The organism is Actinoplanes sp. M2I2 (assembly GCF_023544445.1).
Taxonomy (GTDB): domain Bacteria; phylum Actinomycetota; class Actinomycetes; order Mycobacteriales; family Micromonosporaceae; genus Actinoplanes.
In genome coordinates this window covers 1-14,460 of record NZ_JALPVJ010000024.1, presented here as the reverse complement: position 1 = coordinate 14,460, position 14,460 = coordinate 1, and the positions used below count along the sequence as shown (strand labels likewise).

Genomic DNA, 14,460 nt, shown 5'->3' with positions numbered 1-14,460 from the left:
CACGGGCGGTTGCGTCCCGGTCCACTCGGCGTGGTGGGTATGGTGCACCCGTGCCGGATGTTGCATCGACCGACCACCCTCCCCATCGGCCGCACCGTCAGGTCGACGCCGTGCTGTTCGACTTCCACGGCACGTTGGCCCAGGTGGAAGACCCGGTGACCTGGGTGCTGGCCGCCGCCGCGGCCTGTGGCCGCGAGCTCGACCGGGGCAAGGCGACCGTGCTGGCCGACCGGCTGGTCACCGCCGGGCGGGCCGGCGGACCGCTGCCGCACCGGGTGCCGCCGCAGCTGGCCGAGCACTGGGCCGACCGGGATCTGTACGCCCAGAGCCACCGGGCCGCCTACACGGGCCTGGCGGCGACCGTGACCACCGACGTCGAGGGCCTGCCCGACGCGCTCTACGACCGGCTGCTCGAGCCCGGCGGCTGGCTGCCCTATCCCGACACCGAGCCCACGTTGCGCACGCTGCACGACGCCGGCATCAAGGTGGCCGTGGTCAGCAACGTCGGGTTCGACATCCGGCCGCTGTTCGACGCCTGGGGCATGACCCCGCTGATCGACGCGTACGCGCTGAGCTACGAGGTCGGCCGGATCAAGCCCGACCCGGCCATCTTCCTGCGGGCCTGCGGCATGCTGGGCGCCGATCCCGAGCGTACGCTGATGGTCGGCGACACCCCGGCCGACGCGGGCGCGGTGCGGGCCGGTTGTGCCGCCCTGGTGCTGCCGGCCGCCGAGCCGGGCCGCCCCAACGGCCTCGGCGCCACGCTGGCCCTGGCCGGCTGCGCAGCCTGAAACGGCCCCACCCGGGCGCAGCCTGAAACGGCCCCGCCCGGCTGCGCCGCCGGAGAGGCCGATCAACCCTGGTAGGGCGGGGCGACACCCCACCCCCACCGGGGCACCGGAGCCCGGCGCACCGGGTCGGCGCCGGGCTGTGAGTTCTCCCGGGCCAGCCGCGTACCCCACTCGAGATAGCCGACGAAGGCCGCGCGGAACTCCGGGTCGGCCGGCAGACCCACCTCGTCGGCCGCGTCCTGCATCAGGTTGACCCAGCGGCGGCGCTGCGGTTCGGTGATCGCCTTGCCGAGGTGCATGCGCAGCATGTGCGGATAGCCACCCCGCTCGGCCGTGTAGCCGGCCGGCCCGCCGAACACCTCGGCCAGCCACAACGCCACGTAGCGGGGATGGTCGGGCGACATCCCGGCGAACACCGGGGCGAGCAGGTCGTCGGCGCGGACGAGCCGGTAGAAGGCCTCGCACAGCGTGGTCAGGGCGTCCAGGCCGCCCGCCCACGCGAAGAGGGAGGGCGGCGCGGCGGTCTCGTTGCTGGTGTACTCGGTAACCACGGGGACCAGCGCACCATCCGCGCCCGGGCCCGGCAAGTACGCACTTTCCGGTTCGTGCCCGCCCGGAGGCGAGATGAGCAAGGTGTACCACTGCCCGGTCGAGGTGACCTTCGACGTGATCGGCGGCCGGTGGCGGGCGGTGATCCTGGCCCACCTCAAGGAGGGCACGCACCGTTACGGCGAGCTGCGCCGCCGGATGCCCGGCATCAGCGAGAAGGTGCTGACCCAGCAGCTGCGCGAGCTGGAGGGGGACGGCCTGGTCGCCCGGCACGACCACCGGACCGTCCCGCCGCACGTCGACTACCGGCTCACCGCCGAGGGGCACAGCCTGGCCCCGGTGCTGCAAGCGCTCTACGACTGGGGCCAGGCCAGGGCCGGCCGCACCGGCACGCCGATCGCGGCCGTGGGCGGCGGCTGAGGGTCAGGGGCGCTCGGTCTCCTGCCGTACGGTCTCCGCGCCGAGGTCGGCCGCCGAGCGCAGGGTCGACGGCGTGGGGTTGTCGGCCGTCTGCTGCAGACCGGGCACCCGGTCCTCGACGACGAAAGTGGCCCGGGTGTGGACCGGCGCGCCGGGCGTGGTCACGAACGGCACGACGCGGAAGTCCGCCGTCATCCCGTCCGGGGCGATCCGCGTACGGACGTACCCGCGCTGGTTGTTGTAGAAGCGCAGATGCGGGTTCCAGGCCGCCCACGGGTGCTGCCCGCTCGCCACGTCGGCGCCGTTGCCGGTCGAGGTGATCGAGGAGCAGACCAGTTCGGTGCCGACGGTCTTCGAGGTCGGGTCGGCGTAGTCCAGCTTCAGCTCGTCGGCCCAGTGCGCGTGGACGTCGCCGGTGAGCACGACCGGGTTGCGGACGCCGGCGTCGACCCAGCCCCGGGTGATCCGGTCGCGGGAGGCGGCGTACCCGTCCCACGAGTCCATGCTGGTCACCACCTGCGGGCCCGAGTTGTTGTCGCGCTGACCGAAGAACACCTGCTGGCCGAGCACGTCCCAGCGGGCCGACGACCGGCGGAAGCCGTCGAGCAGCCACTTCTCCTGCCGCTCGCCGGTGATCGAGCGGGCCGGGTCGTACGCCTCGGCGCAGTCCTTGTAGCCGTCGCCGCACGCCTGGTCGTCGCGGTACTGCCGGGTGTCGAGCAGGTGGAACGTGGCCAGCCGGCCCCAGTGCAGCCGCCGGTAGAGCTGCATGTCGACGCCGTGCGGGATCGACGTACGGCGCAGCGGCATGTTCTCGTAGTAGGCCTGGAAGGCGGCCGCGCGCCGGGCCGGGAACGCCGGGTCGGCCTGCTCGGGCACCTCGTCGGCCCAGTTGTTCTCGACCTCGTGGTCGTCGAAGACCACCGCCCAGGGCGCGACGGCGTGCGCGGCCTGCAGGTCGGCGTCGGTCTTGTACTGGGCGTGGCGCTGCCGGTAGTTGGCCAGCGTGACGGTCTCGGGCCCGGCGTGGTCGCGCGGGTTGCCGCCGGGGACGTTGTAGACGCCGGCCTGGTACTCGTACTGGTAGTCGCCCAGGTGCAGGATCAGCTCGGGCTCGTCCGCGGCGAGGTGGCGGTACGCCGTGAAGTAGCCGTGCTCGTACTGCGAGCAGGAGGCGAACGACATCGCCAGCGTGCCGCCGGTGGCCCACAGCGGCGGGGCGGTGCGCGTGCGGCCGACGGGCGAGACGTAGCCCTCGGCCCGGAAGCGGTAGAAGTATTCACGGCCGGGCAGCAGGTGGTGCAGCTCGACGTGCACGGCGTGCGCCGACTCGGGGCGGGCCGTGGTCACCCCGCGCCGCACGATCCGGCGGAACCGCTCGTCGGCGGCCAGTTCCCACTGCACGGGCACGACGCGCGACGGCATGCCGCCCAGGCCGTCGTCGGCCAGCGGCGCCGGTGCGAGGCGGGTCCAGAGCACGAAGCCGTCCGGTTCGGGGTCGCCCGAGGCGATGCCCAGGGTGAACGGGTCGGTCCGCAGCGGGCCGCGGTAGGGCGCGGCGGTGGCGGCGAGCGGCCACGTGGTCGCGGCGCCGGCGACGCCGGCCGCCGCCGAACTGAGCAGGAGGGTTCTTCTCGAGAGGACCATGCCCGCAGCCTCGCGGGCATAGATGGAATCGAATCGGTCCTGACCTTAAGCGTCGGGAAAGACCGGTTTAGGCATACGCGTCGAGGCTGACGCCCTGGCGCTGCCCCTTGACGGCGGATCCTTCGGCGGCGGCGGGGTCGGCGGCGGGGACCGGCGCGGGGGCGGGAACGGGAGCGGGCACGACCTCGGGGGTGCGCTGCTCGGCGGCGGCCTCGGCCATGCTCTTGAGGTTCGAGCGGACGGTGTCGTAGGCGGAGGTGGCGAACGAGCTGAACGAGTTGATCTGCATGACCTCCCCCATCGGCCGGTCCGCCGCGATCTGATGACAAGTTCAGCGGAGCAACCGAACCGCACCCGGCTCGCACGTCAGGTCGAGGTCCAGAGGTCCGAGGCGCTCCCCGTCGGCGTACGCGATGATCCCCTCGGACCGCAGGCGGACGTGGCGGGCCCGATGGACGGTGACGCGGGGATCGGTGACGTGGGTGCCCCGCCGCAGCCGGGGTTTGAGCCGGGCCAGCGCGGCCCGCCCGAACGGCGCGGCGATCAGGACGTCGAGCAGCCCGTCGGTGGGGTCGGCGCCGGGCAGGATGCGCATGCCGCCGCCGTAGCTGGCGCTGTTGCCCACGGCCACCAGCATCCCCTCGAAGCTGCGGTCCACCCCGTCGAGTTCGAGCGTGTACGCGCGGGGGCGCAGCCGGGCCAGCTCGAGCAGGATGGCCAGGTCGTAGCGGCGCGGGCCGCGCGGCCGGCGCATCAGGTTGGCCCGCTCGTTGACCAGCGCGTCGAACCCGCCGGCGAGCACGGCCCCGAACCAGCGGACCTCACCGCCGGGGTTCACGGCGCGGGCCAGGTCGATCGGGGTGTGCCGGCCCGACGCGAGCGCCTCCACGACGACGCCGGCCGCCGCGAGGGGGTCGTCCGGCATCCCGACGGCGGCGGCGAAGTCGTTGCCGGTGCCGGCCGGGATCACCCCGAAGCCGACGGGCTGCTCGGCGACAGCCTGCAACGCCCGGTGGACGGTCCCGTCCCCGCCGACGGCGACGACCGCGCTCACCCCGGCCGCCACAGCGGCATGGCAGGCCGATTCGGCGGAGGCGCCGCTGTGGGCCTCCAGCAACCGGACCGTACGCCCCGGGCCGTCCAGCCGGCGCAGAACCCCGGAAACCAGATCGCGGTGCCGGCCGCGCCCCGCTGTGGGGTTGGCCAGCACCGCGATCTCGAAGCTCGTCACAGCCGGGCAGCATAGCCGCCCGGCGATGGCTCACGTCATGTCGTCGAAGCGTCCCTCGAGCGGCCGGGGCCGGGCGACCGGCTCGGGCGCCTCGATCGGGGACGGGGCCTCGACCGGGTCGAACGCGCCGACCGGCACCCGCTCCTCCTCGAGCGGCGAGATCTGGTCGTCGTCGAGCTCGGCGTAGATCTCCTCCTTGCGGCCCTTGCGGCGGTCGTTGAGCGCCGCCACACCGGTCGCGATCAGGTAGAGCACCACCATGCAGAGCGCCAGCAGCGTCATGCCGAACGGGCCGGGGTCGGGCGTGGCGATCGCGGCGAACGCGAACGACAGGAAGACCACGATCCGCCACCAGCTGAGCAGCTTCTTCGCCGAGACCACACCGGTGAAGTTGAGCATCAGCAAGATCAACGGGAACTCGAAGGCCACCCCGAAAATCAAGATCATGTTGGTGACGAAGCCGACGTACGACGAGACCTCGAGTTTCGTGGCCTCGCCGAGCACACCGGCTTCCATGATGAACGCGAGGCTGTGACCGACCACGAAGTAGGCCAGCACTCCGCCCGCGGCGAACAGCGGGGCGGCGATCGCAACGAACACGTACGCCCACTTGCGCTCGTGACGGTGCAGGCCCGGGGCGATGAACGCCCACAACTGATAGAGCCAGACCGGTGACCCGACGATCAGGCCGACCCACAGCGCGATCTTGAGCCGCAGGATCAGCGTGTCCGTGACGTTCAGCACGACCCAGTCGCAATACGGCGTGCCGTCGGCGTTGATGGCGATCGACGACGGCAACCGGCAGTAGGGCTGCTCGAGCAGGTGGAACACCGGCTGCGACACGATGAAGCCGATGATCAGACCGACGATGAGACCCAGCGAGGCGATGAACAGCCGGTTACGGAGCTCCCGGATGTGGTCGATCAGCGTCATGGAACCGTCGGAGGCCTGCTGAAACTTGGTGGGCCCCTGACGGCGAAGGGCTAGCTTCATGCCCGCGGGTCAGCGATCGTTGGTGCGCTGCACCGGGTCGACATAGGGCTGCGCCGGCGGCTGCTGGGCGTAACCCTGCGGCGGGGGCGCCTGCTGCTGGTAGTTCTGCGGCGGCGGCGTCTGCTGGTAGCCCTGCGGCTGGTAGGGCTGCTGCACCTCGCCGTTGAGCGGCTGGCGCGAGTACGGCGGCTCGGCCTTCTCAGCGACGTTGTCGTCGTCGACCAGGCCCTTGGTCTCGGCCTTGATGATCCGCAGCGACCGGCCCAGCGACCGCGCCGCGTCCGGCAGCCGCTTCGCGCCGAACAGCAGCACGAGGACGACCACGAAAACGATGATGTGCCATGGCTTGAGGACGCCCATGGGTTAACTCCAGTCGGTCGGATCAAGTTGTGCGGGGTCCATCGTACGTGTCAAAACTGGTGATGCAGCCCACGGACCCTCACGGGTTTCGCCACCATCGCCCAAATCCTTGGACAACGGGGAAGGAACGCCGCGGCCTAGGCTTTCTTCGACGCCGGTGACAACGCCTCGACGTGCTCCTGCACGAGCTCGGCCCGCTGCTGCACCGCGAGCACCGTTTCCTGCAGCGTGAGGGCACTCTGCTGCACCCTGGCCGCCTCGGCCTGCCGCCTCTGCAGCCGCACGGCCGCCCGGTGCAGCCCGTCGAGCCGGCCGAACAGGCGCACCCCGGCCGCTCCGAGGATGAGCAGGGCGACGACGACCACGGCGATCCAGATCCACATCAGCACCGGGTCACCCTACCGGCCGGGGGTGCTGTACTGGTCGAGCGCGGCCGTGGCCTGCTCGTGGATCCGGCGCAGCAGCTCCGGCGGGCCGACCACGGTGACGTCGGGCCCGAGGCCGAGCAGCAGCCGCTGCGCCCAGCCCAGGTCGGTGACCCGCATGGTCACGACCCACTCCTCGCCCCCGCTGCGGCGCACCTCCTCGACCGGGTAGTACTCGGTGATCCACCGGCTGCCCCGGCCCACCCGCAACGTGACCAGCTGCAGGTCGGGGGTCGGGCGGAAGACGCCGTCGCTGACGTCGTGCGGGACGGCGTCGGCGGGCGGGCGGGACGGCTCGTCGAGCTCGGTGAAGTCGTCGATGCGGTCGATGCGGAACAGCCGGGTCCCCTCGGCCCGGCGGCACCACGCCTCCAGGTACGCCTTGCCGCCGACCATCAGCACCCGCATCGGGTCGACGACGCGTTCGGTCGTCTCGTCGCGGGCCGCCGTGTAGTAGGTCATCCGCAGCGCGTGCCCGCTCTCGACCGCGGACCGCACCTTGTCGACGCGCTTGCTGTTGGCCGGCAGCCGCACGGCGACCGGCGCGTCGGCCAGGTCGCCGGCCGCACTCTCGATCTTGGCCAGGGCGCGTTCGATCACGTCGCGGTGGCCGGTGCCCGGGGTCTCGGCCAGCATCCGCAGCGCCACCACGAGCGCCAGGGCCTCGTCCTGGGTGAGGCGCAGCGGCCGGTCGATGCCGGCGTCGTGGCTGATCGTCACCCGGTCGCCGTCCAGCGCCATGTCGATCAGGTCGCCCGGGCCGTAGCCGGGCAGGCCGCACACCCAGAGCAGCTCCAGGTCCTCGCGCAGCTGCCGCTCGCTGACCCCCAGGTCGGCCGCCGCCTCGGCGACCAGGATCCCGGGCCGGGCCAGCAGGTACGGGACGAGCAGGAGCAGCCGGCCGAGCCGGTCGGCGCTCTGCCGGGGGCCGGTCATGCCGCCACCTCGTGCCGGGCCACGACCTCCTTGAGCAGCTGGATGACGGCCTCGCGGACCTCGGGCGGGCCGTCGGCGCGCACGTCGGGCCCGTAGCCGACGATCGTGGCGGCCAGGCGCTCGGCGTCCGAGTACGGGATGGTCAGCCGGTCGCCGTCCGGCCCCGGCACCGAGTCGGTGGCCCAGCGCCGCAACCCGGCGGCCCGGCCGGGCCGCGCGGTCACGGTGGCGCGGCCGGTGTGCGGCACCGGCCCCGACCACTGGGCGACGTGGCTGATCAGGTCCTCGTTCTGGGGCGGGGTGAACGCGCCCGGCCGGCCCAGCGGCTTGACCGCGCCGACGATCCGCGACAGACGGAAGCAGCGGGTGGCGGCCCGGTCGCGGTCGTGACCGACCACGTACCACCGCCCCTGCCAGCAGACCACGCCCCACGGCTCGAGGCGGCGGGTGGCCGGGTCGTCGACCTCGGGCACCCGGTAGCTGAACGTGACCGCCCGCCGGTCGCGGGCCGCGCTGGTCAGCGGGCCGAACGCCGGGTCGACGGTGACCACCGGCTCGACCCCGAGGGTGGCCTGCGGGTCGACCTCGACCCCGGCCGCGCGCAGCTTGGCCAGGCCGGACGACGCCGCGGCGGCCAGGCCGGCGTGCTGCCAGAGGCGGGCCGCGATGCCCACCGCGGCGGCCTCGTCGGGCTCGAGCAGAATGTCGGGCAGCGCGTACTCCCGGTGCGCGATGCGGTAGCCCGGCTCCTGGTCGAAGACGCTGGCCGTACCGGTCTCGAGCGGAACGCCGAGCTCGCGCAGCTCGGCCTTGTCGCGTTCGAACTTGCGCTGGAAGGCCTCGTGGTCGCGTGGGTCCTCGGGGTCGTGCTCGTAGCCCGGCACCGTCGCGGCGATCTGCGCGGCGGTCAGGAACCGACGCGTCGACAGGAGGCAGATCACCAGGTTCACCAGGCGCTCAGTGCGGGTGCGCGACACGGTTGGCAACGCTAGCAGGGTGGACGCCGACGTGACGTACACGCCAGCCGCGGGCGGTTTCCGGCGGGCGAACCGCGGAAAGATAGGCCATGGTGAGCACCGCAGAGACCCCTGAAGAGCAGCTCCCGGTCGGTCTGGCCGCTGCGCTGCCGCTGAGCCCGAGCGATTCGCCCGAAGGGTCCGAAGAGCCGGAGAACGAGAGTGTGGGCACGGTCGTCATCGCCGGCCTGGCCAACCTGGCCATCGCCGTGGCCAAGCTCCTCGCCGGTCTGGTGTCGGGATCGGCCGCCATGGTGTCCGAGTCGGCCCACTCGCTGGCCGACACCATCACCGAGGTTTTCCTCTTCGTCGCGCTGCGCCGCGGCGCCCGCCCGGCTGACGAAGAGCACCCGTTCGGGTACGGCAAGGAGAGCTTCGTCTGGGCGTTCATCGCTGCGGTGTTCACCTTCGTGGCCGGCGCCGGCTTCTCGATCTACCACGGCGTCGAGACGATCGTCGACGGCGAGCACACCGGCGAGTACCTCTGGTCGTACCTGGTGCTGGCGCTCTCGTTCGTCGCCGAGGGCACCTCGTTCCTGCGCGCCCGCCGCCAGGTCGCCGGCGAGTCCCGGCGCTGGGGCGTCTCGCCGTTCCGGTTCCTGCGGCTGACCTCCGACACCACGGTCAAGGCGGTCTACTTCGAGGACTCGGCCGCGCTGATCGGCCTGATCGTCGCGGCCGGCGGGCTGGCCCTGACCGAGGTCACCGGGAACGGGATGTGGGACGGCATCGCCTCCATCCTGATCGGCCTGCTGCTGTTGCTGGTCGCCGTGACCCTGGCTCGGGCCAACGCCTCCCTGCTGGTCGGCCGGGCCGTGCCGCGCCGGATGCACAACGAGATCTCCGCCGACCTGGCCTCGATCCCGGCCGTGGTGTCCGTGCCGACGCTGCTGACCATGCAGCTCGGCCCGGACGAGATCCTGGTCGCCGCCAAGGTCGACTTCCGGAACGACGTCAACGGCGGCGCCATCGAGGCGGCCAGCGACGAGGCCGAGCGCCGCCTGCGGGCCCGCTACCCGCAGATCCGCTACGTGTTCCTCGACCCGACCCGGGGCTCGGCGGGCCGCAACCACGTCGACGGCGGGGTCGAATAGGGTTCCGGCCATGGTGCGGTGGCGATCGGGGACGGTCCAGGCGGTGCGGCGGCGGTGGCACGGCGCGGCCGAGCTCGAGGTCACGACCGACGACGGCCCGGTGCGCGCGCTGGCCTATCCGGAGCTGGTCGGCGAGCCCCGGCCGGGCGACCGGGTGCTGCTCAACGTCGGCGCCCTGGTCATGGGCCTCGGCACCGGCGGGTACGCGCTGGTCGTCGCGCTGCCCGACCGGTTGCCGGCCGATCCGCCCGACGCCGGCACCGATCGCGACGCCGGTCACCTGGTCAAGGCCCGCTACACGCCGCTGCAGGCCATCCGGCTCGGGGTCGACGAGGAAGCCTCCCCGCACCGCGAGGTCATGGCCGCGGCCACGTCGCTCGAGGGCATGCCGGTGGTCACGGCCGACCTGCACTCCGCGCTCCCGGCCGTCGTCGCCGCCGTCCGCCTCGACCGGCCCGGGGCCCGGATCGCGTATGTGATGACCGACGGCGGGGCTCTCCCGGCGTGGTTCTCGCGCACCCTCGACGGGCTGCGCGACCAGCTGGCCGGCACGATCACGACCGGGCAGGCGTTCGGTGGCGACCTCGAGGCGAGCACCGTGCACACCGGGCTCCTCGCCGCCCGCCACGTGCTGCGGGCCGACGTCACGGTCGTCGCGCAGGGGCCGGGCAATCTGGGCACGGGCACAACGTGGGGGTTTTCCGGCGTCGCGCTGGGTGAGGCGATCAACGCCATCGGCACGCTCGGCGGGCGGCCGGTCGGGTCGCTGCGCCTCTCGACCGGCGACGGACGGCCGCGGCACCGGGGCGTGTCGCACCACAGCCTCACCGCGTACGGGAAGGTGGCGCTGCTGACCGCCGACCTGCCGGTGCCCGACGGCCTCGAGCCGGGCCTGGCCGCCGAGATCGACGCGGCGCTGGCGCCGCTGGCGGCGAGGCACCGCCTGCCCCGGGTGCCGGTCGACGGGCTCGACGAGGCGCTGCGGGCCAGCCCGGTGCCCCTGTCGACGATGGGCCGCAAGCTCGACCAGGACCACGCCTACTTCATGGCGGCGGCCGCGGCGGGCCGGTTCGCCGCCTCCCTGATCTGATTGCGCCCGGCCGCCTTGGCCTCGTAGAGCGCGGTGTCGGCCCGCTCGATCAGCTCGTCCGACGTCTCGTTGCCGTCCCAGCGCGCCACGCCGGCCGAGAACGTCTGCCCCAGCGGTGTGCCGGCCAGCGCCCGTTCGACGACCTCACGCGCCTGGGCCTCGGTCGCGTCGGGCAGCAGCACGACGAACTCCTCGCCGCCGTAGCGGGCCAGCGTGTCGGCCGCGCGCAGGCAGGCCGACCAGGCCGCGGCCGACGAGTGCAGCAGCCGGTCCCCGGCCGGGTGGCCGTAGGTGTCGTTGAACAGCTTGAACCGGTCGAGGTCGAGCACCGCCACGCTGACCGGCCGTCCGTCGCGGCGGGCGTGCTCCAGGGCCCGGGGCAGCTCGTCGTTCCAGGCCCGCCGGTTGGGCAGCCCGGTCAGCTCGTCGCGCCGGGCCAGCTCCCGGACCTGCTGCGCCTGCTGCTCGACCTGCCGCAGCAACTGGGCCATCCGGGCCACCACCAGCGAGAACAGCGCCACCGAGGCGATCACGATGGCGAAACCGTCGGTGACGGCGCCCTGAGCCAGCTGCACCGCGAGCACCGCGGGCGCGACCAGCGACGCCAGGGTCAGAAGGGCCAGGTGTACGCGGCCGAGGCGCGCGACGGCCGGTCCGGCCGGCGCCCCCAGCGTGCGCGCGTCGTGGTGCAGCGCCCCGACGCCGAACAGCGCGAACGCCACCAGGAAGATCGACTCGACGGCCCGGTTGAACCACGCGAGGTCCTCGATCGCGAAGCCCAGGTCGATCAGGTGGCCGATCACGACCCAGGCGACGTCGCCCAGCAGGAACGTGGCCAGCGAGGCGGTCACCCACCAGAACGCCGCGCCGCGCCGGCCGCCACCGCGCAGGAGCCGGGCCATCATGGCGATCATGACCAGGTCGCCGATCGGGTACGCGGCCTGGGTGGCCTCGCCCAGCATGGTGATCTGGCCGCCGCCGGCCGACGGCGCGATCACGTACACCCAGGCCAGCAGCCCGAAACCGGTCGTGATCGTGGTCGCGTCGACCATCGCTGTCCAGTCCCGGCCGGTCTCGCGCCGCCGGATGAGCACCGCGATGCCGGCCGCGCAGAACGGGTAGAGCAGCAGGAACAGCGGATCGGCCGGGGTCGGCAGGTCGACCAGGTGCAGCACCTCGTCGCAGAACACGGCCACGCCGATGCCGGTGACGTTCGCGCCGAGCCCGGCCGCGAACAGCCGGAAGGGCAGCCGCTCCCCGCGGGGCAACCGCCGGGCGCCGACCAGGACCGCCCCGACCGCGGCGTAGCCGATGGCCATCTGCCAGCCCGCCACCCACCACGGGTCGTCGGGCACGAACTGATAGAGAACGACGGCCAGGGCAGCAGTGATCGCGAAGGCCTTCGGCATCCGTCCAGACAACGCCACGCCGGTGAGAATCGGGGCCGCTCCCGGGTGCGGTCCGGTTGCTATCCGCGCTTGCGGACCAGCGTCACCCCGTCCCGTACGGGGAGCATGACCGACTCGACGCGCTCGTCGGCCACGATCCGGTCGTTGAGGTCGCGCACCACCACGTCCGGCTCGTTCGCGGGGTCGAGCACCCGGCCGCCGCGCAGGACGTTGTCGAGCACCATCAGCCCGCCCGGCCGCAGCCGTGGCACCAGCTCCTCGTAGTAGCCCGGGTAGCCGGTCTTGTCCGCGTCGACGAAGGCGAAGTCGACGATCGGCTCGCGGCTCAGGGCCCGGACCGTCTCGATCGCCGGCCCGAGGTTGAGCTCGATCACCTGGTCGACCGAAGCCCGCGCCCAGTAGCGGCGGGCCACGTCGGTGAACCGCTCGGAGACGTCGCAGGCCAGCAGCCGGCCGTCCGGGGGCAGGCCGCGGGCGATGCAGATCGAGGAGTAGCCGGTGAACACCCCGATCTCCACCGCGTACCGGGCGCCGGTGAGCCGGACCAGCATGGTCAGCAGCTCGCCCTCGTCGTGCGAGATCTGCATGCCGGACTCGTCGGGGAAGGCGTCCCGGGTCTCGGCCGCGAGGTCGCGCAGCACCTGGTCGGCGGGGGTGCAGTGCGCCAGCAGGTAGTCGCCGATGGCCGGGTCGATGATGTCGCTCATCCGGTCAGTCTCGTACGTCTCACCCCTTTGCGGCTGTATGCATAAGGCACTTATGATTCAGGGCGACTATCGACGTACGGAGGTCCGCAGTGAGCGCTGCGCCAGGCGCCAGCCTGTTCAAACAACCGAAAGCGGTCTTCGCGGTCGCGTTCGCCTGTGTCGTCAGCTTCATGGGCATCGGCCTGGTCGACCCGATCCTGCCGGCGCTGTCCGCACAGCTGCACGCCAGTCCGAGCCAGGTCAGCCTGCTGTTCACCAGCTACCTGGTGGTCACCGCGATCGCCATGCTCGGCGTCAACTGGGTGTCCAGCCGCATCGGACCCAAGCGCACCCTGATCACCGGCCTCGCCGTGATCGTCGTCTTCTCCGCGCTGGCCGGCCTGTCCGGCTCGATCGGCGGCATCGTCGGCTTCCGCGCCGGCTGGGGCCTGGGCAACGCCATGTTCATCGCCACGTCGCTGGCGGTCATCGTCGCCTCCGCCTCCGGCGGCTTCGCCGGCGCGATCGTCCTCTACGAGGCGGCCCTCGGCCTCGGCATCGCCGCCGGCCCGCTCATCGGCGGCCTGCTCGGCGACATCAGCTGGCGCGGCCCGTTCTTCGGCGTCGCCGCCCTGATGGCCGTGGCGCTGATCGCCACGGTGACACTGCTCGACAAGACTCCCCCGCCGCCGCGCAAGATCTCCCTGAGCGAGCCGCTGCTGGCCCTGCGGCACCGCTCCCTGCTGACCATGTGCGTGGCCGCCCTGTTCTACAACTGGGGCTTCTTCACGATGCTCGGCTACGCGCCGTACCCCATGGAACTCTCGGCCATCCAGCTCGGCTTCGTGTTCTTCGGCTGGGGCATGCTCGTCGCCGTCTTCTCGATCGTCGGCGCGCCCCGCCTGCAGGCCCGCTTCGGCACCGCGCCGTCGCTGTACGGGGCGCTGGGCTCCTTCGCCGTGCTCCTACTGCTGATCGGGCTGTTCACCGACGTCCGCTGGGCCTTGATCGTCTGCGTGATCCTCTCCGGCATCATGGTCGGCATCAACAACACGCTGACCACCCAGGCGGTCATGCTCGTGTCCCCCGTCGAGCGGCCGATCGCCTCGGCCACGTACGGTTTCGTCCGCTTCATCGGCGGCGGCCTGGCCCCGTTCGTGGCCGGCAAGATGGTCGACCACTGGAACATCCACGTCCCCTTCGTGGCCGGCGCGGTCGCCGTGCTGCTCGGGGTGCTGGTGCTGTCGACCGGCCACCGCATGCTCGCCGACGCCGACAAGCGGCTGGACACGGCCGAGCCGGCGGTGGAGGGCGAGGTGGCCGACGAGTTCGGCGGCGCCCCGGACGCGATCGACGCCGAGCTGCGGCACGAACGGGTCGCACGCTCCTGAGCTACTCGCCGCCGGTCGCGGTGGCATCGCCTCTCCGTCAGGGGCCGTTCTCATACCTGAGGGCCGCCCCTGACAGCGGCGTTCGGCCGGACACGTTGGTCACGGTGCGGCCGGCTCCTCTCCACAGATGGCCGGGCACTCGCTGTCGCCAGCGATCGGCGGCGGATCGGGCCCCTGTGGGCGGCGCCGGCCCCGAGGTCCACCCGCCTGTGGACAGAGCGGCGCCCCTCTGACCGCCTGTGGACAGAACGGCGCCGCCCGCTTGACATCGATGTAGCGTCCCCCTCACGTCCCTGGGATGCTCCTATGGATGTCAAGGGGTTGGTTGTGGGTCGTTGGCGGTGATGAGCTGGTAGAGCTCGCGGGCGACATATCGTTTGAGGCAGCGGATGATCTCTTTTTTGGAGAGGCCTTCTTTGGTG

16 protein-coding genes are annotated in these 14,460 nt (G+C 72.6%); 5 read left to right on the top strand and 11 right to left on the bottom strand.

The features are described 5' to 3' along the window. Positions 1-50 precede the first annotated feature (50 nt). A complete protein-coding gene (locus HJC40_RS36300) occupies positions 51-791 on the top strand; it encodes an HAD-IA family hydrolase (RefSeq protein WP_250008004.1) in 741 nt (246 codons plus the stop codon). Positions 792-853: 62 nt separating this feature from the next. On the opposite strand, the gene HJC40_RS36295 is transcribed toward HJC40_RS36300, so the two are convergent. After that, the gene (locus HJC40_RS36295; RefSeq protein ID WP_250008003.1) at positions 854-1,342 is read right to left on the bottom strand and encodes a group II truncated hemoglobin; all 489 of its coding nucleotides are present in this window, start codon (positions 1,340-1,342) and stop codon (positions 854-856) included. Positions 1,343-1,415: 73 nt separating this feature from the next. Between HJC40_RS36295 and HJC40_RS36290 the strand changes: the two genes are divergently transcribed. After that, positions 1,416-1,760 (top strand): helix-turn-helix domain-containing protein, encoded by a 345-nt coding sequence (locus HJC40_RS36290; protein WP_250008002.1) that lies wholly within the window; start codon positions 1,416-1,418, stop codon positions 1,758-1,760. 3 nt (positions 1,761-1,763) lie between these two features. On the opposite strand, the gene HJC40_RS36285 is transcribed toward HJC40_RS36290, so the two are convergent. The 8 genes from HJC40_RS36285 to HJC40_RS36250 all read right to left on the bottom strand — a co-directional run bounded on the left by HJC40_RS36285 (position 1,764) and on the right by HJC40_RS36250 (position 8,329). Further along, positions 1,764-3,407 carry an alkaline phosphatase gene (locus HJC40_RS36285; RefSeq protein ID WP_250008000.1) on the bottom strand — a complete coding sequence of 548 codons (1,644 nt, stop codon included), beginning with the start codon at positions 3,405-3,407 and terminating at the stop codon, positions 1,764-1,766. A gap of 67 nt (positions 3,408-3,474) precedes the next feature. Continuing rightward, positions 3,475-3,708 carry a hypothetical protein gene (locus HJC40_RS36280; protein WP_250007999.1) on the bottom strand — a complete coding sequence of 78 codons (234 nt, stop codon included), beginning with the start codon at positions 3,706-3,708 and terminating at the stop codon, positions 3,475-3,477. A gap of 30 nt (positions 3,709-3,738) precedes the next feature. Continuing rightward, positions 3,739-4,638, bottom strand: coding sequence for a diacylglycerol kinase family protein (locus HJC40_RS36275; protein ID WP_250007998.1), 900 nt, complete (start codon positions 4,636-4,638; stop codon positions 3,739-3,741). 30 nt (positions 4,639-4,668) lie between these two features. Then, entirely contained in the window at positions 4,669-5,631 is a 963-nt protein-coding gene (gene tatC / locus HJC40_RS36270) for a twin-arginine translocase subunit TatC (RefSeq protein ID WP_250007997.1), read from the bottom strand. Positions 5,632-5,640: 9 nt separating this feature from the next. Beyond that, entirely contained in the window at positions 5,641-5,991 is a 351-nt protein-coding gene (tatA, locus tag HJC40_RS36265) for a Sec-independent protein translocase subunit TatA (protein ID WP_250007996.1), read from the bottom strand. 137 nt (positions 5,992-6,128) lie between these two features. Continuing rightward, positions 6,129-6,374 carry a hypothetical protein gene (locus HJC40_RS36260; protein WP_250008150.1) on the bottom strand — a complete coding sequence of 82 codons (246 nt, stop codon included), beginning with the start codon at positions 6,372-6,374 and terminating at the stop codon, positions 6,129-6,131. A gap of 15 nt (positions 6,375-6,389) precedes the next feature. Then, complete coding sequence (locus HJC40_RS36255; protein ID WP_250007995.1) at positions 6,390-7,352, bottom strand: YafY family protein; 963 nt, start codon at positions 7,350-7,352, stop codon at positions 6,390-6,392. Then, on the bottom strand, positions 7,349-8,329 hold the full coding sequence (locus HJC40_RS36250) for a YafY family protein (RefSeq protein ID WP_250007994.1): 981 nt from the start codon (positions 8,327-8,329) through the stop codon (positions 7,349-7,351). The genes HJC40_RS36255 and HJC40_RS36250 overlap by 4 nt, the downstream gene beginning before the upstream one ends. 89 nt (positions 8,330-8,418) lie before the next feature. Here HJC40_RS36250 and HJC40_RS36245 point away from each other — a divergent pair, with 89 nt between their 5' ends. Both HJC40_RS36245 and HJC40_RS36240 read left to right on the top strand, forming a co-directional pair. Further along, positions 8,419-9,462, top strand: a complete 1,044-nt coding sequence (locus HJC40_RS36245) for a cation diffusion facilitator family transporter (RefSeq protein ID WP_250007993.1) — start codon at positions 8,419-8,421, stop codon at positions 9,460-9,462. Positions 9,463-9,472: 10 nt separating this feature from the next. Further along, complete coding sequence (locus HJC40_RS36240) at positions 9,473-10,552, top strand: DUF3866 family protein (RefSeq protein WP_250007992.1); 1,080 nt, start codon at positions 9,473-9,475, stop codon at positions 10,550-10,552. Here the strand turns inward: HJC40_RS36240 and HJC40_RS36235 are convergent. Further along, entirely contained in the window at positions 10,501-11,961 is a 1,461-nt protein-coding gene (locus HJC40_RS36235; RefSeq protein ID WP_250007991.1) for a GGDEF domain-containing protein, read from the bottom strand. The two genes, HJC40_RS36240 and HJC40_RS36235, sit on opposite strands and share 52 nt — an antisense overlap. Before the next feature lie 59 nt (positions 11,962-12,020). Beyond that, positions 12,021-12,668, bottom strand: a complete 648-nt coding sequence (locus HJC40_RS36230) for an O-methyltransferase (RefSeq protein WP_250007990.1) — start codon at positions 12,666-12,668, stop codon at positions 12,021-12,023. A gap of 89 nt (positions 12,669-12,757) precedes the next feature. Between HJC40_RS36230 and HJC40_RS36225 the strand changes: the two genes are divergently transcribed. Continuing rightward, positions 12,758-14,038: an MFS transporter gene (locus HJC40_RS36225; RefSeq protein ID WP_250007989.1), complete on the top strand. Its 1,281-nt coding sequence runs from the start codon at positions 12,758-12,760 to the stop codon at positions 14,036-14,038. Positions 14,039-14,460 lie beyond the last annotated feature (422 nt).